20 protein-coding genes are annotated in these 21,809 nt (G+C 66.9%); 3 read left to right on the top strand and 17 right to left on the bottom strand.

The window, feature by feature from the left end; genetic code table 11:
- Window positions 1–34: 34 nt before the first annotated feature.
- Together IEJ03_RS02105 and IEJ03_RS02100 are read left to right on the top strand one after the other, a co-directional pair.
- Complete coding sequence (locus IEJ03_RS02105; RefSeq protein WP_192036080.1) at window positions 35–763, top strand: AzlC family ABC transporter permease; 729 nt, start codon at window positions 35–37, stop codon at window positions 761–763.
- On the top strand, window positions 760–1,068 hold the full coding sequence (locus tag IEJ03_RS02100; RefSeq protein ID WP_192036079.1) for an AzlD domain-containing protein: 309 nt from the start codon (window positions 760–762) through the stop codon (window positions 1,066–1,068). Before IEJ03_RS02105 ends, IEJ03_RS02100 begins: the two co-directional genes overlap by 4 nt.
- 151 nt (window positions 1,069–1,219) lie before the next feature.
- Here the strand turns inward: IEJ03_RS02100 and xylB are convergent, their stop codons facing one another.
- The 12 genes from xylB to IEJ03_RS02040 all read right to left on the bottom strand — a co-directional run bounded on the left by xylB (window position 1,220) and on the right by IEJ03_RS02040 (window position 15,413).
- Entirely contained in the window at window positions 1,220–2,722 is a 1,503-nt protein-coding gene (gene xylB / locus IEJ03_RS02095; RefSeq protein ID WP_192036078.1) for a xylulokinase, read from the bottom strand.
- A gap of 62 nt (window positions 2,723–2,784) precedes the next feature.
- The gene (locus tag IEJ03_RS02090; protein WP_192036077.1) at window positions 2,785–4,260 is read right to left on the bottom strand and encodes a mannitol dehydrogenase family protein; all 1,476 of its coding nucleotides are present in this window, start codon (window positions 4,258–4,260) and stop codon (window positions 2,785–2,787) included.
- A gap of 101 nt (window positions 4,261–4,361) precedes the next feature.
- Entirely contained in the window at window positions 4,362–4,994 is a 633-nt protein-coding gene (locus IEJ03_RS02085; RefSeq protein ID WP_192037140.1) for a nucleoside/nucleotide kinase family protein, read from the bottom strand.
- A gap of 30 nt (window positions 4,995–5,024) precedes the next feature.
- The gene (locus IEJ03_RS02080) at window positions 5,025–5,801 is read right to left on the bottom strand and encodes an L-iditol 2-dehydrogenase (protein WP_192036076.1); all 777 of its coding nucleotides are present in this window, start codon (window positions 5,799–5,801) and stop codon (window positions 5,025–5,027) included.
- A gap of 41 nt (window positions 5,802–5,842) precedes the next feature.
- Window positions 5,843–6,529, bottom strand: a complete 687-nt coding sequence (locus IEJ03_RS02075; RefSeq protein WP_192036075.1) for an HAD-IA family hydrolase — start codon at window positions 6,527–6,529, stop codon at window positions 5,843–5,845.
- A 10-nt stretch (window positions 6,530–6,539) separates the two neighbouring features.
- A complete protein-coding gene (gene ugpC / locus IEJ03_RS02070) occupies window positions 6,540–7,685 on the bottom strand; it encodes a sn-glycerol-3-phosphate ABC transporter ATP-binding protein UgpC (protein ID WP_192036074.1) in 1,146 nt (381 codons plus the stop codon).
- A 189-nt stretch (window positions 7,686–7,874) separates the two neighbouring features.
- Window positions 7,875–8,756 carry a carbohydrate ABC transporter permease gene (locus IEJ03_RS02065; protein ID WP_192036073.1) on the bottom strand — a complete coding sequence of 294 codons (882 nt, stop codon included), beginning with the start codon at window positions 8,754–8,756 and terminating at the stop codon, window positions 7,875–7,877.
- 15 nt (window positions 8,757–8,771) lie between these two features.
- Entirely contained in the window at window positions 8,772–9,662 is an 891-nt protein-coding gene (locus IEJ03_RS02060) for a sugar ABC transporter permease (RefSeq protein ID WP_192036072.1), read from the bottom strand.
- A gap of 64 nt (window positions 9,663–9,726) precedes the next feature.
- Window positions 9,727–11,037 carry a sugar ABC transporter substrate-binding protein gene (locus IEJ03_RS02055; RefSeq protein WP_192036071.1) on the bottom strand — a complete coding sequence of 437 codons (1,311 nt, stop codon included), beginning with the start codon at window positions 11,035–11,037 and terminating at the stop codon, window positions 9,727–9,729.
- A 295-nt stretch (window positions 11,038–11,332) separates the two neighbouring features.
- On the bottom strand, window positions 11,333–13,093 hold the full coding sequence (locus IEJ03_RS02050; protein WP_192036070.1) for a hypothetical protein: 1,761 nt from the start codon (window positions 13,091–13,093) through the stop codon (window positions 11,333–11,335).
- A 162-nt stretch (window positions 13,094–13,255) separates the two neighbouring features.
- Window positions 13,256–14,224: a sugar-binding transcriptional regulator gene (locus IEJ03_RS02045; protein WP_277950337.1), complete on the bottom strand. Its 969-nt coding sequence runs from the start codon at window positions 14,222–14,224 to the stop codon at window positions 13,256–13,258.
- A gap of 112 nt (window positions 14,225–14,336) precedes the next feature.
- Window positions 14,337–15,413, bottom strand: a complete 1,077-nt coding sequence (locus IEJ03_RS02040) for a cache domain-containing protein (RefSeq protein WP_192036068.1) — start codon at window positions 15,411–15,413, stop codon at window positions 14,337–14,339.
- Window positions 15,414–15,688: 275 nt separating this feature from the next.
- Between IEJ03_RS02040 and IEJ03_RS02035 the strand changes: the two genes are divergently transcribed.
- Window positions 15,689–16,072, top strand: coding sequence for a hypothetical protein (locus IEJ03_RS02035; RefSeq protein ID WP_192036067.1), 384 nt, complete (start codon window positions 15,689–15,691; stop codon window positions 16,070–16,072).
- A gap of 35 nt (window positions 16,073–16,107) precedes the next feature.
- Here IEJ03_RS02035 and IEJ03_RS02030 read toward each other — a convergent pair whose 3' ends face one another.
- From IEJ03_RS02030 to IEJ03_RS02010, 5 genes are all read right to left on the bottom strand, one after another.
- The gene (locus IEJ03_RS02030) at window positions 16,108–17,250 is read right to left on the bottom strand and encodes a potassium channel family protein (RefSeq protein WP_192036066.1); all 1,143 of its coding nucleotides are present in this window, start codon (window positions 17,248–17,250) and stop codon (window positions 16,108–16,110) included.
- 260 nt (window positions 17,251–17,510) lie between these two features.
- Window positions 17,511–17,654, bottom strand: a complete 144-nt coding sequence (locus IEJ03_RS02025; protein ID WP_192036065.1) for a hypothetical protein — start codon at window positions 17,652–17,654, stop codon at window positions 17,511–17,513.
- A gap of 145 nt (window positions 17,655–17,799) precedes the next feature.
- On the bottom strand, window positions 17,800–18,240 hold the full coding sequence (aroQ, locus tag IEJ03_RS02020) for a type II 3-dehydroquinate dehydratase (protein WP_192036064.1): 441 nt from the start codon (window positions 18,238–18,240) through the stop codon (window positions 17,800–17,802).
- Window positions 18,237–21,245, bottom strand: a complete 3,009-nt coding sequence (gene glnE, locus IEJ03_RS02015; protein WP_192036063.1) for a bifunctional [glutamate--ammonia ligase]-adenylyl-L-tyrosine phosphorylase/[glutamate--ammonia-ligase] adenylyltransferase — start codon at window positions 21,243–21,245, stop codon at window positions 18,237–18,239. The genes aroQ and glnE overlap by 4 nt, the downstream gene beginning before the upstream one ends.
- A 114-nt stretch (window positions 21,246–21,359) precedes the next feature.
- Window positions 21,360–21,731 carry a diacylglycerol kinase gene (locus IEJ03_RS02010; RefSeq protein WP_192036062.1) on the bottom strand — a complete coding sequence of 124 codons (372 nt, stop codon included), beginning with the start codon at window positions 21,729–21,731 and terminating at the stop codon, window positions 21,360–21,362.
- Window positions 21,732–21,809 lie beyond the last annotated feature (78 nt).

Below are 21,809 nucleotides of genomic sequence, written 5' to 3'. Positions count from 1 at the left end.
ATATGGCGCATCCTCTGCCACGCCACGGAGCGCCATGTCCTCTCCACTCTCCAGTGCCCGGCTCGATCCCGCCGGCACCCTCGTCGGCCTCAAGCGCATGGCGCCGATCTCGCTGTTCACCATGGCCTTCGGGCTGGCGTTCGGGGTCGCGGCGCTGCACCGGGGGCTATCCGGCCTGGAGGCCGTGATGATGAGCGGGCTGGTCTTTGCCGGGCCCGCCCAGTTCGCGGTGCTGGAGATGTGGGGCCCAGAGATCCCGCTGGTGGCGCTGATCGCCACCACCTTCGCCATCAACGCCCGTCATCTCGTGATGGGCGCCGCCATCTATCCCTGGCTACGCCACCTGCCGCCGCGACAGCGTTATCTCAGCCTGACACTGCTCAGCGACTCCAACTGGGCGATGGCCGCCACGGACTATCAGCGCGGTGACACCGACAACGTCGGCATGCTGGTCGGCGCCGGCCTGGCACTGTGGCTGGCCTGGCTGATCGGCACCCTGCTCGGGGTGGTGTTCAGCAGCGGCATCACCGAGCCCGAGCGCTTCGGGCTGGACGTGATCATGAGCTGTTTCCTGATGGCCATGCTGATGACCGGCAAGCGGGATCTCTGGGTGCTGCTGCCCTGGAGCGTGGCCGCCCTGACCACCCTGGCGGCACTCAAGTGGCTGCCCGCCAATGCCCACGTAATCGTCGGCGCCCTGGCCGGCGGCGCCGTCGGCCTGCTGATGCCGCCCCGCCCCACTGCCCGGGAGGCCGTTTCATGACCCTGCCCGTGAGCCCCGCCGGGGCGCTCACCGCCATCGTCATCATGGCGCTGGTGACCTACCTGACCCGCGCCGGGGGCGTGCTGATGATGTCCTGGGTGCCCATCGGGCCGAGGATGGAGCGATTCATCAATGCCATGAGCGGCTCGGTACTGGTGGCGGTGATCACGCCCATGGCGGTCAGGGGCGATAGCGCCGCCCGCCTGGCGCTGGTCGCCACCCTGGGGGTGATGCTGGCGACCCGCAAGCCACTGCCGGCCATCGGCGCCGGCGTGATCACCGCCGCCCTTTGGCGCCTGCTGTGAGTCCCGGCGAGCCGGCAAGGCCGGAGACTCGCCCCGTGCCGTCCACACGAGCGAGGGGCTTGGTCCAGGAGATGAGCGAAGGAAGATGAGGAGTGGGTGGCCGGGCGCTCCACGCGGCCGGCCACCCGGCTTCTGACGCTGGCAGCACCGGCTAGGGCGAGTGGCGCTCGGCCGACACGCCATGCTGCTCGGCCAGGGCCCGGCGATAGCGGGCATAGACCGCCTCATAGGCCATGACGCTTGCCGGCGCGGGCTCGGCCCGAGTCGCTTCATCAAGCACCACCAGCCGCTCGCACAGGTGCGAAAGCGTGGTGCTGCCCTGCCTCTCGCACCAGGCAGCCTGCAGGGCCGCCCCCAGCGCCGCGGCATCGGTGACTCGAGGGCTGACCACCGGGATACCGGTGATATCGGCCACCATCTGACGCCAAGCCGGACTCTTCGCCCCGCCGCCGATCAGGCGGATCTGGTGCGCCTCGCCGGCCAGCGTGCCGAGCTGCTCGAGGCCGAAGCGCAGCCCGAGAGTCACCCCCTCCACCACCGCACGACACAGGTTGGCGCGGGTCAGGTTGGTACCGGTCAGCCCCAGGAGGCTGGCCGAAGCGTTAGGCAACGCCGGCACCCGCTCACCATCGAGAAACGGCAGCATCAGGATCCCCTCGGCACCGATCGGCGCCGAGGCGAAATGCGCGCCGAAATCACTAAGCGCCAGCCCCAGCATTTCCCGCACCCGGGTCGTCGCCGAGGTGGCATTCATGGTGCAGATCAGCGGCAGCCAGCCGCCGTCGCTCGAGCAGAAGTTGGCGACCATGGCGCTGCCGGTCCGCACCGGCCCATCGGCATGGGCACAGAGGGTACCGGAGGTGCCGAGGCTCATGGTGATCTCGCCCGGCGCGATGTTGCCGGTGCCGATGGCGCCGAGCATGTTATCGCCGCCCCCGCTCGAGACCACCACCCCCTCGGCGAGCCCCAGCTCCCGGGCCAGCGCCGGGCGCACCATGCCGGCCGCCTCATGGGCCTCGATCAGCCGCGGCAGCACCCGCGCCGGGTCGAGTTCCGGGGCGATCTCGGCGAAGACATCCTCACGCCAGCGCCGGGTGCGGGTATCGAAGTAGCCGGTCCCGGAGGCATCCCCGGCCTCGCTGACCCGCTCCCCGGTCAGCCAGAAGTTGAGGTAGTCGTGGGGCAACAAGAGGCTTTCGATGCGCCGGTAGGCCTTGGGGTGGGTATCGCGCAGCCAGGCGAGCTTGGAGGCGGTATAGCCGGTCTGCAGCACCAGGCCGAGCTTGTCGAGACAGCCCGCCTCGCCGCCCAGGCGCTCGACCAGGTCGGCATTGTGGGCGGCGGTCTCGGTGTCGCACCACAGCTTGGCCGGATAGACCGGCTCGCCCTCACGATCCAGCGCCACCAGGCCATGCTGCTGCCCCGACACCCCGATGGCGCGAATCTCGCGGGCGTCGATGCCCGCGCGGGCCACGGCCTCGCTGAAGGCGCCGCGGAAGGCCGCCAGCCAGTCACCAGGGTGCTGCTCGCGGCGACCGTGCTCGCCCTCGATCAGCCGATGCGGGCGGCTCGCCTCGCCGACAATGGCGACGGCCTCAATGTCGACGATCACCACCTTGGTGCTCTGGGTACCGCAATCCACCCCAAGATACATGCCCACCTCCTCGCCGTGATCCCGAGCCCGCGGGCGGCGGGCTCGGGGTGCCTGTGCCGGTGTTAGGCCGCGACCAGCGCCTCCAGCGTGGCACGGGCGCCGCGCTGATGCAGGCTCTCAAGCGCCTGGAGATAGGCCTGGCGGAAGCGCTCGTTCTCGGCCAGATCGCCGAACAGCTCCTCGTTCTCGATGAAGGCGGTGGGATGCTCGTGGTTACGCGCCGCGATCGCCATCAGCTCGTCCTTCAGGCGGTCGACCACGGTGATCGGCTCACCCTGCTCGTCGACGCCCTCGTCGTAGCGAGCCCAGCTCGCCACCACCGCCGCGCAGCGATGGATATCGCCGCCGGTCTCGAGCTGCTGACGAATCAGCGGCACCATCCATTTCGGAATGCGATCCGAGCTCTCGGCACACAGCCGCGCCAGGGTGTCCCGCACCTCGGGATTGGCGAAGCGCGAGATCAGGGTGCGGCGATAGGCGTCCAGGTCGACCCCCGGCAGCGGCGACAGGGTCGGCGTTGCCTCGTGAGTCATGTAATCGAGCAGGAAGGCCTCGAATAGCGGGTCGGCGCTGGCCTCGTGGGCGTAGCGATAGCCGGCCAGGTAGCCGAAGTAGGCCAGCGCCTGGTGGCTGGCGTTGAGCAGCCGCAGCTTCATCAGCTCATAGGGCACGACGTCCTCGACCACCTGCACGCCGACCTGCTCGAAGGCCGGGCGGCCGGCGACGAAATGATCCTCCAGCACCCATTGGGTGAAGGGCTCGCAGACCACCGGCCAGGCATCCTCGACGCCGAACTGGCTGCCGAGCTCGGCGATGTCCTCGGGGGTGGTAACCGGCGTGATGCGATCGACCATCGAGTTCGGGAAGGGCACCTCGGCCTCGACCCAGGCGCCGAGCTCGACGTCCCGGGCATGGGCGAAGGCGGTGAACATCTTGCGGGCGACGTCGCCGTTGCCCTGGATGTTGTCGCAGGACATCACCGTGAAGGGCGTGATGCCCCGCTCGCGGCGGCGACGCAGCGCCTCGATGACCAGGCCGAAGGAGGTCTTCGGGGCGGCCTCGGGCGCCAGGTCATGCTGGACGTCGGGATTGTCGAGGTCGAACTCGCCGCTGACCGGGTGGAAGTTGTAGCCACCCTCGGTGACGGTCAGGGAGACGATGCGGATCGCCGGGTCCGCCATCTTCTCGATCACCGCCTCCGGGTCCTCCGGGGCGAACAGGTAGTCGAGCATGGCGCCGATCACCCGCGCCTCGCGGCGACCGTCGGGGTGCTTCACCACCAGGGTGTAGAGATGATCCTGGGCGGCCAGGATCTCCTGCATGCGACGATCGCCGGGCATCACGCCGACCCCGACGATGCCCCAGTCCAGCGCCTCGCCCCGGTTCATCAGCTCGTCCAGATACATGGCCTGATGGGCGCGATGAAAGCCACCGACCCCGATGTGGACGATGCCCGCGGTAACCGCCTGCCGGTCGTAACTCGGTGTGGCGACGTCGGGGCCCAGGTCCATCAGGTGGGCGTTGTCGAGTTGGGTCATGCTGGTGCTCCTGAGAAGCGTCAATCCCGCCGGGATCGGGCGGGGTGGGTAAAGCGCCGGGATCGCTCCCGGCCAACGAAAAATGATGGCTCGACCCCTGATCAGGCCGTCGCGGCCCAGTGCACGTCGGCGGACACCGAGGCGGTCTTGATCAGCCGGGCATTGAGCATGTCCTTGTGGCGCGTGCGTTCGAGGGCCCCGGCCTGATCCTGGCCCATGCCCAGCCAGCGCTGTATCAGCCGGGCCTCGAGGAGCTCATCGGGTACCTCGAGGAACAGCGTCAGGTCGTAAAGGGGCCGAAGGCTCGGCCAGTCACCCTGGTCCAGCAGCAGGTAGTTGCCCTCGACGATGATCAGCCGATGCTCAAGGGTGATCAGGCGCCCGCCGGCCCGCGCCAGGTCCAGCGGGCGGTCGAAGACCGGTACCGCCACCGTGCGATCGGCACGGCGGATGCGCACGAGATCCCCATGGAGCCCGTCGATGTCGAAGGTCTCGGGAGCCCCCTTCACCGGCACCAGGCCCTCGGGCTCGAGCACCGCATTGTCGAAGTGGTAGCCGTCCATGGGCACCACGGCGGCGATCCCGGGGCTGCGCTCGTTGAGTTCGCGACACAGCCATTCCGAGAGGAAGGACTTGCCCGCTGCCGGCGGCCCGGCCAGGGCCACGATGAAGCGTTCTCGCCCGCTCGCCGCCTCGAGCAGCCGCACGGTCATGTCATGGATATGGGGAATCATGGTCATCATTCCAGGCGATCACTCGTCACATCAGCTCATCCAGTTGCCGCCATCGACATTGAGGGTCTGAGCCACTACATAGTCGCTGTCGTCACTGGCCAGGAAGACCGCGGCACCGGCATGGTCCTCCGGGCGGCCCATGCGCCCGTAGGGCACTGCCTCGCCGACCAGGCGCTTCTTCTCGCCGAGCGGGCGCCCCTCGTAGCGGGCGAAGAGCGCATCGACCTCATCCCACATCGGGGTGTCGACCACGCCCGGGGCGATGCCGTTGACGTGGATGCCATGCTCGATCAGCGAAAGCCCGCAGGACTGGGTCAGGCTGATCATCGCCGCCTTGCTGGCGCAGTAGACACTGACCAGCGGCTCGCCGCGCCTGCCGGCCTGGGAGGCCATGTTGATGATCTTGCCCCCGCGGCCCCGCGCGACCATGGCCCGGGCAACCGCCTGCAGGGTGAAGAAGGCGCCCTTGACGTTGACGGCAAACTGCCTGTCGATGCTCTCCTCGGTCACCTCGAGCACCGGCGCCATGTCGAATACCGCCGCGTTGTTGACCAGGATGTCGATGCCGCCGAACCGGAGGGTGACCTCATCGACCAGAGCGTCGATCGAGGCGCGATCGCAGACATCCAGGCGCAGGCCCAGTACCCGCTCGCCACCGTCAAGCCGGGCCACGGCCTGGTCGATGGCCGTCGTGTCGATGTCGGCGACCACCACCCGGGCACCCTCGGCCAGATAGCGCTCGGCGATGGCCAGGCCGATGCCCCGTGCGCCGCCGGTTACCACGGCTACCTTGTCATGGAGTTTCATGCTCTCGCCCTTCCTGTTCGCTTGAAGAAGCCCCCGACCGATCAGGCATCGACCACTGACCGACGGGTGTCACGCCACTGCTGCACCAGCGCCTCGAGCCCCTGCATATGAGACAGGACCCGCCAGGCCCCGGCCTCGCGGAGCCGTTCGGCCTGCCCTGCCGGCACATGGCTGGCGCCGATGAAGCCGATCACCGTCATGCCGGCACCGTGAGCCGCGGTGACGCCGGCCACGCTGTCCTCCACCACCAGGCAGTCGCCGGGCGCACAGCCCAGCTCCCGGGCGGCCAGGCGATAGATCGACGGGTCCGGCTTGGGGGCCGCCACCTGATCGGCGGTGAAGATCGGCACCTCGCCCAGCCGGGCATCGAGCCCGGTGGTGGCCAGCGAGGCCAGTACCCGCTGGCGGCGGCTGTTGGAGACCACCGCCAGCGGCAGAGTCAACGCCTCGATGGCCTCGGCGACACCGTCGATGGCACCCAGCTCGCGGGCCAGGCGCGCCTCGATGGTCTCATCGACCCGCGCCGTGGCGTTGGCCGGCAGGCGATGGACGCTACGCGCCTCCAGGTGGCCAAGGATATTGGCCGTGGTCATGCCCAGCGCCGCCTTCAGTTCCTCCTCGGTGGCCAGATCCGGCAGCCAGGCCCCCAGCAGGTCGATCAGGGTGGCCTCGGCGATCGCCTCGCTGTCCACCAGCACGCCGTCGCAGTCGAAGATCAGGCTGTCCATGACCCTCTCCTCACTGGCCGACGGCGTCGGAGGGTGCGCGATTGTCCTGGCGACGCAGGCCGGCCAGGGGATGACGATGCAGCTTGGGAAGTGACAGCCCTTCCGCGTCAAACAGGTGAGCGCGATCTGCCGAGAAGCCAAAACGCACCGTGTCGTTGACCCGATAGGCCACGTCGCCGTCGGCCATGATGGTCAGCAGGCTGTCGCCCATCTGCACATACAGCGAGGTCTGACCACCGAGTCGCTCGAGCACCTGGATGCGCCCCTCCATCGGGCCCTGATCGTCGAGTTCGATGTGCTCCGGGCGCACGCCCAGCTCGAGGGCCGCGCCGCTGGCAAGGCCCGTCCCATCGATCGGCACCTCGCGGGTCTCGCCTCCCGGCAGCTTGATGGAGGAGCCCTCGGCGCCGGTGGACGCCAGTTCGACATCGATGAAGTTCATCTTCGGCGAGCCGATGAAGCCGGCCACGAAGCGATTTCGGGGATGGTGATAGAGCTCCATCGGCGAGCCGACCTGCTCGACCTCGCCGCCCTGCAGCACCACGATCTTGTCGGCCATGGTCATGGCCTCGATCTGGTCGTGGGTGACGTAGATCATGGTGGCGTCGAGCTCTTCATGGAGCCTCGCCAGTTCGATGCGCATCTGCACGCGCAGGGCCGCATCGAGGTTGGAGAGCGGCTCGTCGAACAGGAAGATGCTCGGGTTACGCACGATGGCGCGGCCGATCGCCACGCGCTGGCGCTGGCCACCGGAGAGCGCCTTGGGCTTGCGCTCCAGCAGCGGCTCGAGCTGCAGGATCTTGGCCGCCTCGAGGACCTTCTCGCGGCGTTTCTCCTTGGACACCCCGGCCAGGCGCATGCTGAAGCCCATGTTGTCTTCGACCGTCATGTGCGGGTAGAGCGCATAGCTCTGGAAGACCATGGCCAGGCCGCGATCGGCGGGGCCCACCTCGTTCATGCGCGCCCCGTCGATGAGGATGTCGCCGCTGGTGGCGCTCTCGAGCCCGGCGATCATGCGCATCAGGGTCGACTTGCCGCAGCCGGAGGGTCCGACGAAGACCACGAATTCCCGATCATTGACCTCGAGATCGACGCCCTTGATGACGTCGGTGTCGCCGAAGCTCTTGGTGATCTGCTTGAGTTCTAGCGTTGCCATAATGAGATTCCTTTACCTGGCGGCGCCGAGGGCGCCGCGAAGCCTCTGTTTCTTGTCGTTATGCCAGGGCAGCGGCCGAAGGCGTGCCATTGATTATTTCACCGCACCGAAGGTCAGGCCGCGCACCATCTGTTTCCTGTGGTGACACCAGAGCGCCAGCCGAAGACCCGTCGTCTGCACCGTCATCATTTATTTCACCGCACCGAAGGTCAGACCGCGCACCATCTGCTTCTGGGTGAGCCACCCAAAGACGAGGATGGGTGCGATGGCCATGGTCGAGGCCGCGGAGAGCTTGGCCCAGAACAGTCCCTCGGGGCTCGAGAAGGAGGCGATGTAGGCCGTCAGCGGCGCCGCCTGGGACGAGGTCAGGTTGAGACTCCAGAAGGCCTCGTTCCAGCTCAGGATCACCGACAAGAGGCCCGTGGAGGCGATGCCCGGCAGGGTCAGTGGCAGCAGCAGGTAGAGCACTTCCTGCAGGGTGCCGGCGCCATCCATGCGGCCCGCTTCGAGGATGTCCTTGGGCATGTCCTTGAAGAAGGTGTAGAGCATCCACACCACGATCGGCAGATTCATCAGCGTATAGACGATGATCAGGCCGGTACGGGTATCCAGGAGCCCGACATCGCGGAACAGCAGATAGATCGGCACCAGCACGCCGACCGGCGGCAGCATCTTGGTCGAGAGCATCCACAAGAGGGTGCCCTTGGTACGCTTGGTGGGCAGGAAAGCCATCGAGTAGGCCGCCGGAATGGCGATCAGTAGCGCCAGCAGGGTCGAGCCGAAGGCCACCACCACGCTGTTGATGGCGAACTTGGCATAGCCCGCGCGGCTCTGGACCTCGGCGTAGCTATCAAGCGTCGGCGAGAAGATCAGGCTCGGCTCGGCGATGGCCTCGGCCTCGGTCTTGAAGCCGGTCAGCACCATCCAGAAGATCGGGAAGAAGATCAGCAGGGCCACGGTCCAGCCCAGTATGCCGAGCCATAGGCGCCGATTGAGCAGGGCCTCGGTCAGGGGAGACCGCTGCACCCTCGGGGCGGCCCCGGTCAGGGAGTTGGTTTTTGCAGTCGTCATGTGCGCGCTCCCGCGTCAGTTTTCCAGGTTCTTGGCCACCATGCGGACCAGGAAGATGGCAACGATGTTGGCGAGGATGATCGCGACCACCCCACCGGCGGAGGCCATGCCGACGTCGAAGTCGAGCAGGGCGCGGATGTAGATCAGGTAGGCCAGGTTGGTGGTGGCAAGGCCCGGGCCGCCGGAGGTGGTGACGAAGATCTCGGCGAAGATGGTCAGCAGGAAGATCATCTCGATCATGATCACCACGCTGATGGCCCGCTTGAGGTGCGGCAGGGTGATGAAGAAGAAGATGGCGATCGGCCCGGCACCGTCCATGCGGGCGGCCTCGACCTGATCCTCGTCCAGCGACTGCATGGCGGTCAGCAGGATCAGCAGGGCGAACGGCAGCCACTGCCAGGACACGATGATGATGATCGAGGTCAGCGGCAGCGACGAGAACCAGTCCACCGCGGGTAGCCCGAACAGCTCGGCGACCCAGGACAGCACCCCGTTGGCTGGGTGCATCATCATGTTCTTCCACACCAGGGCGCTGACGGTGGGCATGACGAAGAAGGGCGAGATGGCGAGTACCCGGGCGATGCCCTGGCCCATGAATTCCTGCTGGAAGAGCACCGCCAGCAGGGTGCCGCCGACCACGGTGATCGCGAGTACCCAGCCGACCATCAGCAGGGTGGTGCCCATGGCCGACCACAGGGCAGGGTCGGTGAACAGGTATTCGTAGTTCTCGAGCCCGGCGAAGCCGGTCATGCCCGGCATCAGCAGGTTGTAGCGTTGCAGCGAGAACCAGACGGTCATCGCCAACGGCACGATCATCCACAGGAAAAGCAGGGAGACGGCAGGCGCCTGCAGCGAGAGGGTTCGAAACCCGCCGATGGTGCGCCCGGAAGTTCTGGTCTTGTTCATATCGGTAACCGTGAGGGTTCGCGAGTAGAACGCCGGCCGGGAAGTCCCGGCCGGCGCACACGGATCAATCCAGGTAGCCGGCGCGCTTCATGGTGCGCTCGGTGGCACGCTGCGCCGCCTGCAGGGCCTGCTCGACGGAGGTCTCGCCGGTCAGGGCCGAGGCCACCATCTGGCCGACCTGGGTACCGATGGACTGGAACTCCGGAATACCGACGAACTGCACGCCGATGTAGGGGCTCGGTTCCAGGGTCGAGTCGGTGGGATCCGCGCCCTGGATGGCGTCCAGCACGAAGCCGGCGAAGGGCGCGGCTTCCTGGTAGTTCGGGTTCTCGTAGGTGGACTTGCGGGTGCCCGGGGGCACGCTGGTCCAGCCTTCACGCTCGCCGACCAGGTTCACGTACTCCTCGGAGGTCGCCCAGGTGATGAACTCGCGAGCCGCATCCTTGGAGTCGGAAGAGGCCGGGATCGCCAGGGCCCATGACCACAACCAATGAGAGCCCTTCGAGGTCTTCGCGATCGGCGCCGGGGCGAAGCCCAGCTTGTCGGCGACCTGGGACTCGTCGGTGTCGAACAGCTTGCCGGCCGCCGAGGTGGCGTCGACCCACATCGCGCAGTTGCCACGGGAGAACAGCGCCAGGTTCTCGTTGAAGCCGTTGGAGCTGGCACCGGGAGGGCCGAAGTCGTTGAGCAGGTCGACATAGAAGCCGATCGCTTCCTGCCAGGCCGGGGAGTCGATCTGCGGATTCCAGTCCATGTCGAACCAGCGCCCGCCGAAGCTGTTGACCATGGTGGTGGCCAGCGCCATGTTCTCGCCCCAGCCCGGCTTGCCGCGCAGGCAGATGCCGTAGCGCTCCTGCTCGGCGTCGTGAAGCTGGCCGGCCCACTCGCGGACCTGCGGCCAAGTCGGCTGCTCGGGCATCTCGATGCCGGCGGCCTCGAACAGGTCCTTGCGGTAGTACATCATCGAGCTCTCGCCATAGAACGGCAGCGCCTGCAGGGTGCCGTCCTGGCTCAGGCCGTCGCGCACCGACTGCAGCAGGTCGTCGACCCGGTAGTCGGCCGGCAGGTTATCGAGCGGTGTCAGCCAGTCACGCTCGGCCCAGATCGGCACCTCGTAGGTGCCGATGGTCATGACATCGAACTGGCCGCCGCCGGTGGCGATGTCGGTGGTCAGGCGCTGGCGCAGCACGTTCTCCTCGAGGACCACCCAGTCGAGTTCGATGTCCGGATGCGCCTGCTCGAAGGCCTCGGTCAGGCTCTGCATGATCACCATGTCGTTGTTGTTGACGGTGGCCACGGTGAGGGTTTCCGCCTGGGCCGCGGTGGCGCCGAGGGCCGTGAGGCCGGCCAGCGGGAGTGCACGTGAAAGCTTCATGGCTTGCTCCTTTGGGAAGTTCTTGTGTTGTTATGAGATCACACCAGAAAAACGATCATTCAAATCAATCGACGATCAAATGATCGGACAGCAACCCAGAAAAGGCAAAGCCAGGACGCTTATACTTTAGGGGCAAGGCGGGGCCCTGCGGGCAGACGCACTGGCGCGGATGCCGAGATCGGCATCCGCGCCTAATTCCTTCACGCCAGGGTCATTTGCGCCAGGGGCATTCGCGTCACCACCAGGGCTATCCGCGAGCGATGGCACCTACGCGAGCGATGGTAACAACGAGGGCTTAGCGCCCCGCCGTCTGCATCGCGAGTTGGGCCCGGCCCTCATGCACGGCCTTGGCACGCTTCAGGCCCCAGTAGGCGAACACGAAGTAGGTCAGGGTGCACCAGATGGTGATGTCGTAGAACAGCTCGCGGTTCTGGTGGTAGCTGGCCAGGTCGGCGCTGAAGAAGAGCACATTGATGGCCAAGAGGCTGGGCACCAGCAGTCCCACGATCCAGATGGCCTTGATGACGCGGCTCAGGGGGCTGGTATCCCGGGTCGGTCCCACGGGCTCCTGCGCCGTCTGCTTGGCGTGGAAGGCCTGCACCCGTGACTGAAAGTCGCGCTCGGCCGCTTCCGCCTCGGGGTAGGCCTCGGCGGCACCGAAGCGCTTGGCCAGCAGGGTGTAGGCGGCGATCGACACACACCAGGTGGGCACGAACAGATAATAGAAGGGGATCAGATCGAGGGCGTCCAGGGCGAAGCCGAACGTGAGCGAGAGCGCCCAGGTCGCGAGCGCCGGCACGTTGTGGGTGAGGCCCTTGTAGCGCGCCCAGAAGCGGCTGAAGCCGAGTCGGGGGAAGAGATGGTGCTCGGCGAAGATGATGCCACCGATCGGCACCAGCAGCAGGCCGGCATAGGTCAGCAGCGGCAGCATGCTGCGATAGATGAACGGAAAGCAGCTGATCGCGGCGACACCGAGCCCCACCAGCAGCGTGGCCTTGTTGCGGGAGAACCGGGGCATCACCGCCTGAGCCGCGAGGCCCGCCCGGTAGAGATTGGAATTGGCCGTGGTCCAGCCGGCGACGACCACGATCACGAAACCGGAGGCCCCCAGCGCATGCCAGGCGACCTCGCCCGGTTCCAGTACGGCGATGCTGGTCTTGGTCACCGCCGCGGTCGCCGCCCCCATCAGGCCGGCCGAGATCCAGGCGACATAGTGACCGAACATCATGCCGGTGCTGGTGGCGAGGCCGGAGCGCTTGCGCTTGGCGTAGCGCAGCAGCGCCATGTCGATCAGGCCGAAATGCGAGAAGGTATTGGCCGCCCAGGCGAAGCCGATCACCTCCCAGATGCCGATTCCCGGCTCACCGTTGACATCGGTACCCGTGAAGACGGTGCTGCCGGCGACCTCGATGAAGGTGGAGAAGTCGCCAAGGGTGGTGGTGCCGGTGACCGATTCGGCCAGTTCCGGCAACAGCACCATGCCCCCGGCGGTGAACATCACCATCAGCCAGGGCGCGCAGATACTGGCGAATTCGGTCAGGGCATTGAAGCCGTAGACGGCGATCAGCACCACGATGGCCGCGACAGCCAGCGCCAGCAGCACGAACGCCGGATCGGTCGGATAGGGCTGTGCCTGAGCCGGGATGTCGAACAGGATCCGAACCGCCGTGGCCGACACCGTGATCATCGCCGCGGAGATGACGCTGAAGATGATGACATTGGCCCAGTTGTAGAGCCACGCCATCGAGTCGCCGGCGATGCGGTGAAGGTAGGTGAAGAGGCTCAGCCGCGTCTCGATGGCAATCGGAGTGGTGATCAGCCAGAAGCTGAGCACGGCCAGGGCGTTGCCGATCAGCAGGCCGATCAGGATGTCCCAGATGCCCGCGCCGAGGGCGACGAAGGTGGCACCGATCACGAACTCGGTGGCGGCGACATGCTCGGCGGCATACAGGCCGGCGAAGTGCGGCCATCTGTGCAGTTTATGCGGCGGAACCGGCAGCTGTTCATCGTCCATCTGGGCGATGTGCCGATCCATGCCTGGCCCGGTGGTGGCCATAGGAAGCTCCTCATGATGAACGAGGCGGCGGTGATGCGAGCCTCATCTATTCGATCATTCAACTCAAAAACCGAACAAATGATCATTTGTCGGAGTGCAAAAAGCAAAAATGCGCCCTTAGACTTTAGGTGTAGGCCGCAGAGTCCACGCCGGGGGCTGGCCTCATGGCCCCGCTTCGGCGATGACCCGCGCCGCGCCCTCGTCGGTGACCAGCCCCTTGAGCCAGCCCCCACGCAGGGCCGCGAGGATCGCCGTGCCCTTGTCGCGCCCTCCCGCTACCGCCACCAGAGGACGGTCGCGCAGGGTCTCGAGGGGCAGGCTGGTCATGCGGCGGGTGATGGAGCAGTCGATGACCCGGCCGTCGCGGCTCAGCGGCCAGCCCAGCAGCTCGCCTACCGCCTCGCCGGCCAGCAGTTCGTCGAGCTCGGCCTCGCTGATGAAGTGATCTCGGAACAGGTTGGCACGCCGGTCGATGCGACCGACGCCGACGAAGGCGGCCTCGGACTCCCGGGCGACCTTCTCCACCGACTGATAGAGCCGCTGGCCGCAGAGCGCCTCGCGCTCCTCCACCGTACCGGCCACCACCGGCGCCGGCAGCAGGAAACGCTCGCCGCCCGTCTTGTCGGCCAGCACCATCACGCCATCGTAGCGGTTGGAGGAACCGTCTCTGGCGACATTACCGACCAGCGACACGAAGCGGTGCTGTGGCCGGTCGATCCGGCTGAGCGCCTCGACCATCGCGCGCACCGCCCGGCCGGTGCCGAGGGACAAGGTCAGGGGGGCGCTGCGCTCCAGGTAGTGCGACAGGCGATCGGCCGCCGCCACGGCCAGATAGGGCGTGCTGGCATCGGGGCTATTATCCGGGTCGGCGGGCACCACGTCGCAGAACTCCAGCCCATAGCGCGCGGACAGAGCCTCGGAGAGCGCCATGCAGCCGGCGATGGGATGATCGATGTGCACCTTGATCAGCCCTTCCTGACGCGCCAGGGCCAGCAGGCGCTGCACGCCGGGACGCGACACACCGAGCTGGCTTGCTATCTCGTCCTGGGTGCGGCCCCCGACATAGGAAAGCCAGGCCGCGCGGGCGGCCTGATCCAGGCGTTGTTCGAACTTGTCCACGTGCGAGCTCAATTCCGGGTTATTCGCGATGCGGGAATCATCGCAAGCCTGCCGACAATGCACAACGCCTGGCGTTCTTAGCCAGGCATTCTTGGCCTGACGTTCTTGGCCGGCCGCTGCACAATCATGATGCAACAAGTGATCGCTTATGCACCCCGGGGGTGCCATTCTTTTCCTCCGCCGTGCTGGTCTCCACCACGCCGTACCAACCCAGCCCCCGGTAGGTCTCATAGCCCGGGGTCCGGGCGAACGCGACGAGCCGCTCGGTGTCGCCGTCATAGCCCCGTTCTCGCTCACCGGGCGCGAGGGAAAACGTCTCATCGAGGCTCGCCGGGCCGCGGGAATCGGCAATGATGCGATGCTGGGCATCGAGCAACATGACACGGCTGTGCGCACGTTCTTCCTCCGTCAGCCCGACGCCATCCACCACCGTCTGTGCCTGCGGCGACCAGTCGAAAAAGATGCCGAGGACGCCGATCGCCGCTCCGTTCTGCTCACCGTCGCGACGAATCGCCGTGGCGTAAGTGGCGACTGCCGCATTCTCGAGCTGCGGATTGCGGTCGATGTCCGCCACGGTGAAGGCATCGCCATTAGCCGTGGCCATGGCATCACGAAACCAGCCCTGCTGCGACACGTTGCTGCCTACCGCCTGCGGGTACTGATCGGGACGGCCGTTGGCGATCACGTTCCCTTGGGTATCGGTGATCCACAGGTCAAGGTAGACGGTGTAGGAGCGCAGGATGGTGGCCAGCCGCGAACTGGCGTAATCCAGACGGTGCGGGTCACCGGGACTGGCCGCGGCGGCCACGACGGCACTGTCGGTGGCCCACCAACGTACATCGCAGGAGCGCTCGAACAGGTTGCGATCGATGATCTCCACCGCGTTGAAGGCCAGATCCGTGAGGCGTTGGCCGCGAAATTCGGTGATCATCGCCGCCCCCGCCTCCTCTATGCTCTGGGTATGCGCCTCCACCTCGGCGCGAAACTCCTTGGCGATGCGGTTGATGCCGCTCGAGACGCTGCCCATCTCCTGCGCCACCACGCCGAAGGCGGCGCCCGCAGAACCGGCACGCGCCGCCTCGATGCGCGCGTTCAGCGCCAGGATTTCGGTGCGCTGCATGATCTCCTCGATCAAGCCCACCTTATCTTGGGTGACATCGGCGATGTCATAGGCGAGGCGCAGGATGCCATTGTCTTGCATGGAAGATTCCTCGGAAGCCTTGGACGATCAGCGGCCACTCACCTGCAAGCAAGTCGAGCCGCCCCACCCAAGCATCCAGCAAGAAACGTACCAATATGTTAGCCATCATGCATTTGCCGGCCTGCCGGTGCATGGCGTGACGCAGCCCCCGCGGCATGCCACGCTTGAAGGCAGCCTCGTGCCCAACCCACCGGCTTCTTGCTCCCGCGATCACGGAACCCGGTCTGGCGGATCGCATCGAAGGTTCACACGTCCTATCTCCACCGGAGCCGTTCATGAACGAACAAGATCGCCAACGCAATGCCGCCTGGCGGGCGGCAAACCAGTGGAAGGAACGGGCCCGTCAGGCGCGGCCGCGCCAGGGCATGAGCGGGCCGCGCCTGGTGCTGACCTGGCTGATGTTCGGCGTGTTGATGATCGTCGGCACTATCCTGGGTCTCTTCTTCCTGCTGGTTGGCTGGGCCATGCTGCCCTTCCTGCGCCACCGCATGAAGAAGCGCATGGAGGCGATGCGCGCCCAGCAGGCCGAGGACATCGGCGGCGGGTATCACACCCACGAGACCCACTATCGCGAGACCCATTATCGGGCCTCCCGCGGCGACGGCGGTCGTCTGGAGGAGCACGAGGTGCTGGAAGGCGAGTATCGTGAGAAGAAGTGACGTCTATATAAGTATCGTCTTTACAGAAGGCGACGCTATCTCGTCGGGCTAGGGCCAGTCCGGGCGTCGCCGGCCACCTCATCCATGAGACACGTCTCGATCTCGGCCCTGCTCGGCACGAACTCCTCGCGCACCATCAGAATCAGGGCCGTGGCGGAGAAGCGATGATCGTGGGCCGGGTGGCAGACGATCTCGCCATCATCGCCCACATACGCCATCAGGGTGCCCATGCCGGCAGCCATCAGGCGGCAGGTCACGTCGGACCAGACAGCATCTTCCACGGCGACCGGGTAGCGCATGGCATGATCGTCGTGGTGGGTGAAGAGGTTCTCGAGAATCTTCTCGGCGCCCGGAGCCACCAAGGAGCGCACCAGCATCTCCGGGTAGGCACGAATCGGGCGCAGGGTGGTGCTGGCGCCGGCCAGCGCCAGACGACGGCGACTGTCCTCGTGCACGCACTCGGCCACCGTGTAGGGCAGCGCATCACCGCACAGGTCCCTAAGCTGGGTCAGGACGTCCAGGGTGATGCTGTCGGAGACGCGGCTGTACTCGTCGCTTGCCAGCACGATGATCGCCCGGGCGTCTTGCGGGGTGACGGCGGCCAACGACCGGGGATCAGACGGTTCGCCGTGATGGTGCACTACCCCCTGCTCGCGCAGGCTGTCGGGCAGCCCCTCCGGGAAGGCCTCGGTCAGCAGCTGCACCGGCGTGTCGTGCAGCTCCCGGGTGGCCCGCAGCTGACTCACCAGGCGCTCGAAATAGACGCCGGCGTTGCTGGCGGGACTGTTGATGATCAGCACATGGTCATTCATCTGCCACCTCCAGCGGCCGTTGATCATGGATTCCTTCCGCTTGAGGCGGTAATCGATGTAATCGCTGGCCAGCTGTGCCAGCAGGGTGATGCCGGCGACATACAAAAGCCCCACCGTGGCCGCGCGCCCCAGCGGCGTGGCCGCCGACACATCCCCATAGCCCACCGTGGTCAAGGTGGTCAGGGTCAGCCACAGCGCATCACCCCCGGTAAGCCCTTCGAAGACGACCATGGCCAGGGTGTGCAAGCCGGTGAGCACCACCAGCCACAGGAAGGCGCGCCTGAGCCGCGCGCGCATGTCGATGTTGAGATGTTGCACCAACTGCCGACACGTCGAGCGTCGGCGCAGCCTATGAATCAGTCGCATCGTTATCCTGACCGTCGTGGGACGGACGCGCGCCCTGAGTCGACCTTCGCAGGCTCGAACTCGGACGGGATGAAGTTTTTCGCATGCTACGTCAGGCCGCACGGGAGTGCGAATCTCTCACGCCGTGATCGAGGAAGGAGATGCAACAGGGCCGGGGAGTTCACGGACATGGCCCCCGGGGATGGGGTGAGGCAAAGGAGCAAGGGGCCCCACCGCGTCCAGTGACGCGGCGGACGCCAGAGCGCGTCTCGGACGGGCGCTCAGATGTAGGCGAAGCGGTAGCGCTCGCGTGCCTGGAAGCCCTGGTAGGCGCTTTCGGTCATGTTCTCGAGCAGGCGATAGGCCAGTCGGCCGGCACGCTTGGTCAACGACGGAGTCGAGGCGGTGGACGTCGGACGCGTCATGCGACAGAACCTCTGCAATGGATGTAGGGCTCCATGGTATCGACCTCTTAGACTTTAGTCCAATCACTAGACCTTGGTCGCATGGCCGCGCCTTCATCGTCCCCGCCCGGCCCCGGCCTCCAGGGTCTGCTGGCCGCCCTCGCCCTCAGGCCTGTCGTATCAGCGCCTCCATCGCCGCCCGATAGCCCTGGCTGCCGAGCCCGGCGATCACGCCGTCGGCCCGCAGCGAGACATAGGAATGATGGCGGAAGGCCTCACGCTTGTGCACGTTCGACAGGTGCACCTCGATCACCCGGCCGTCGAAGGCGTTGAGGGCATCGAGGATCGCCACCGAGGTGTGGGTATAGGCCGCCGGGTTGATGATGATCGCCGAGGTGCCATCGAGCCGCGCCCCCTGGATGGCATCGATCAGTTCGCCCTCGTGGTTGCTCTGGCGACAGGCGATGTCCCAGTCATTCAGCGCGGCCTGCTCGTAGAGGGCGTGGTTGATGTCCTCGAGGGTCTCATGGCCGTAGATCTCCGGCTGGCGGGTGCCGAGCAGGTTGAGGTTGGGTCCATGCAGCACGAGTACCTTGCCTTGGCTCACGGGGGCGTCTCCTGGTGTGAAGTGTCGGGGGGCGTTGTGGCGTCGGCCTCCTCCAGCAGGCGCTGCCAGAGGCGGCCGACCAGGGCGCGCTGGGCGGTGAAATCGTCGCTGACCGCTTCCTTGGTCAGGGCCGCGCGATGGAAGGCATTGCGGTAGGCCAGATAGGCCTCTCGCAGGCCCTTGGCCTCCTCGGCGGGCAGCAGGTCGTGCTCCTCTAGGGTCTCGAGGATGCGCATGTTGTCGCTGTAAGCCAGCAGCGCCTCGCAGTCGTGGCCCATGGCCAGCACCGCGTACTGGCAAAGGAACTCGATATCGACCATGCCGCCGGCATCCTGCTTGAGGTCGAAGGCGCCGGCCTCACGAGCCGTCGCCGAGCTGCCCAGGTGATCGCGCATCTTGTGGCGCATCCGGATCACCTCCTCACGCAGCGCCGGCAGCTCGCGGGTCTGGCCGAGCACCTCGCGACGCACGACATCGAAGCGCTGCACCAGCTCGGCGTCGCCGGCCAACGCCCGGGCGCGCACCAGCGCCTGGTGCTCCCAGGTCCAGGCCTCGCGGCGCTGATAGTCGGCGAAGGCCTCCAGGGTGGTCACCAGCAGGCCGGCGTTGCCCGAGGGACGCAGGCGCATGTCGACCTCATAGAGGGCGCCGGCGGGCGTCACCGCAGTCAGCAGGTGGATGATGCGCTGCCCCAGGCGGGTGAAGAACACCGGGTTGTCGATCGGCCGCTCGCCGTCGGTGCTGCCCTGGGAGGCGGCGTCGTGGATGAACACCAGATCCAGGTCGGAGCTGTAGCCAAGCTCGATGCCGCCGAGCTTGCCATAGCCGACGATGATGAAGTCGGTCTCGCCGTGGCTTCCGTCCCGGCGCTTAGGGTAGCCGTGCTTGCGGGTCAGGTGCTTCCAGGCCATCGCCAGCACCTGTTCCAGCACCACCTCGGCGATGAAGGTCAGGTAGTCGCTGACCTTCATCAGCGCCCGGGTGCCGACGATGTCGGAGGCCGCCACGTGCAGCACCTGGGCATGCTTGAACACCCTCAGCGCCTCGAGCTGGGCCTCCTCGTCGTCCTCGGGAATCCGCCCCAGGGCCTGGCGCAGCTCGTCGGCCAGCCGCGCCTTGTCGGCGGGGGTATAGAGCGTCGAGGGAGTGAGCAGCTCGTCGAGCAGGATGGGATGCCGGGCGATCTGCTCGGCGATCCAGGGGCTCGCCCCGCACAGCCGCATCAGGTGGCCGAGCGCCTCGCGATTCTCGCGCAGCAGCGCCAGATAGGCGGTGCGTCGCAGCACCGACTCGATCAGCGGCAGCACCCGCTCGAGCACGGTATCCGGCGCCTCGCTATCGCTCACCGCCTCGAGCAGCAAGGGCATCAACGCATCCAGGCGCTCGAAGCCGATACGCTGCATGCCCTGCACCGCCCGGGACTGACGCAGGGCGGCGAGGCGCCGATCCGCCCGGGCGGGCTCCGCGAAGCCCGCGCCCTCCAGCAGCGTCGCCGCCTCCTCCTCGGACAGCTCGCCCCGCCACAGGGCGCGCAGCTCGCCATAGTCGGCGCCGTCGTCCTCCACGGCGCCCTCGGCCTCCTCCTCGGGATCGGCGATCACCGCATCGAAGTGGCCCCGCACCCGATCGCGCACCTCCGAGAGGCGCGCCACCAGGGCCGGCCAGTCGGCCATGTCCAGCGCCAGGGCGATGCGCTCGCGCTGGCCGTCGTCATGGGGCAACGCCTGGGTCTGGCGGTCCTCGAGGGCCTGGAGGGCGTGCTCCAGGTCGCGCAGGAACACATAATCCGGGGTCAGCTCGTCGACGACGTCCTGGGGCAGCAGGCCCAGCGCCGGCAGGCGTTCGAGGGCCGTCTTCAGGGAGGTGACCTGCAGCTCGGTATCGCGCCCGCCGCGAATCAGCTGGAAGGCCTGGACGACGAACTCGACCTCGCGGATCCCGCCGCGGCCGAGCTTGATGTTGTCATCCATGCCCCGGCGCTTGACCTCGCGATTGATCATCGACTTCATCTCGCGCAGCGATTCGATGGCGCCGAAATCCAGATACCGGCGATAGACGAAGGGGGTGAGGCTCGCCAGCAGCTCGGCACCGGCATCGACGTCGCCGGCGACGGGCCGGGCCTTGAGCATGGCATAGCGCTCCCACTCACGGCCCTGATCCTGATAGTAGCTCGACAGCATGGCGAAGCTGCCCACCAGCGGGCCGCCGTCGCCCAGCGGGCGCAGGCGCATGTCGACGCGGAAAGCGAAGCCATCGGCGGTCACCGCATCCAGGGCCGCGATCAGCTTCTGGCCAAGCTTGGTGAAGTATTCCTGATGCTCGAATTCGCGCTTGCCGCCCTGGGTCACGCCCTTCTCGGGGAAGGCGAAGATCAGGTCGATGTCGGAGGACAGGTTGAGCTCGCCGGCACCTAGCTTGCCCATGCCCAGCACCACCAGCCGCTGAGGACTACCATCGGCACGGGGCTCGGGCCGGCCCCAGCGGGCCTCGAGGTGCGCCTCCAACCAGCCGAGCGCACCGTCGAGGCAAGCCTCGGCAAGGCGCGAGACGGCGCCGGCGGTGTCCCACATGGTCGTGCCGGGAGGGCGGGTCAGGTCGCGCCAGACGATGCCCAGCATGCGCTCGCGGCGAAAGCGGCGAATGGCCGCCTGCATGGCGGCCTCATCGCCGACCTCGCCGAGGGCCTCATTGAGCCACTGGGCGAGCAACCCGGGCGACGGCGCGCTTTCGAGCTCGCCGTTGGCATCCAGGCTCGCCAGCCAGTCGGGATAGTGCACCAGGGTATCGGTGGCGAAGGTGGAAACCGCCAGCACCTTGGCCAGCTGCTCGCGGCGGGACTCACTCAGCGCCCGCCAGGTATCGCTGAGCGGGTCGCTGTCCTGTTGGCGGGCCCGCGCATCGGCACGCTCAAGCGCTTCGTCAAGGCGCCGCGAGGTCTCGCCAAGCGAGGCGTGCAGGCGGTGGGGAATCTCGATTAGCGGCAGAAAGCCATCGGGCAGCGCCATGGGCGTCTCCTTGTGGTTTCCCCCAGCATAGCGAAGGCGCCACCCCGCTGTCTGCGCCCCGCTTGCCCTTCGCCCCGACCGCCTCGCGGCCTCGGCAGACAGGGGGAGGCGAGACTAGCCTACGAAGCGCTGCCAGGTCAGCAGGCCCCAGGTCAGCCCGGCGATCATCAGCGCCAGCATCACCGCCGCCGAGCCGATGTCCTTGGCCCGCCCAGATAGCTCATGGCGCTCGACCCCGATACGATCGACCACGCTCTCGATCGCCGAGTTGATCAATTCGACGATCAGCACTAGCAGGCAGCTGCCGATCAGCAGGATCCATTCGACGGGGGTCTGGCCGAGCCAGAGCGCCAGCGGCACCAGCACCAGGCACAGGCCCAGCTCCTGGCGAAAGGCGGCCTCGTTGTGAAAGGCCGCGCGCAGCCCCTTGATGGAATAGCGGGTGGAGTGAATCAGGTGGCGCCAGCCGGTGTGTCCTGGCTTCATCGCATCGTTCCTGCCGATCATGAATGAATGATGGCCATCGACGGCCAGTGCGCGCCGATTCTATCACCCCGAGATGAC

The organism is Halomonas sp. YLGW01 (assembly GCF_014840935.1).
GTDB lineage: Bacteria > Pseudomonadota > Gammaproteobacteria > Pseudomonadales > Halomonadaceae > Onishia.
This window is presented reverse-complemented; position numbering and strand designations above follow the sequence as displayed.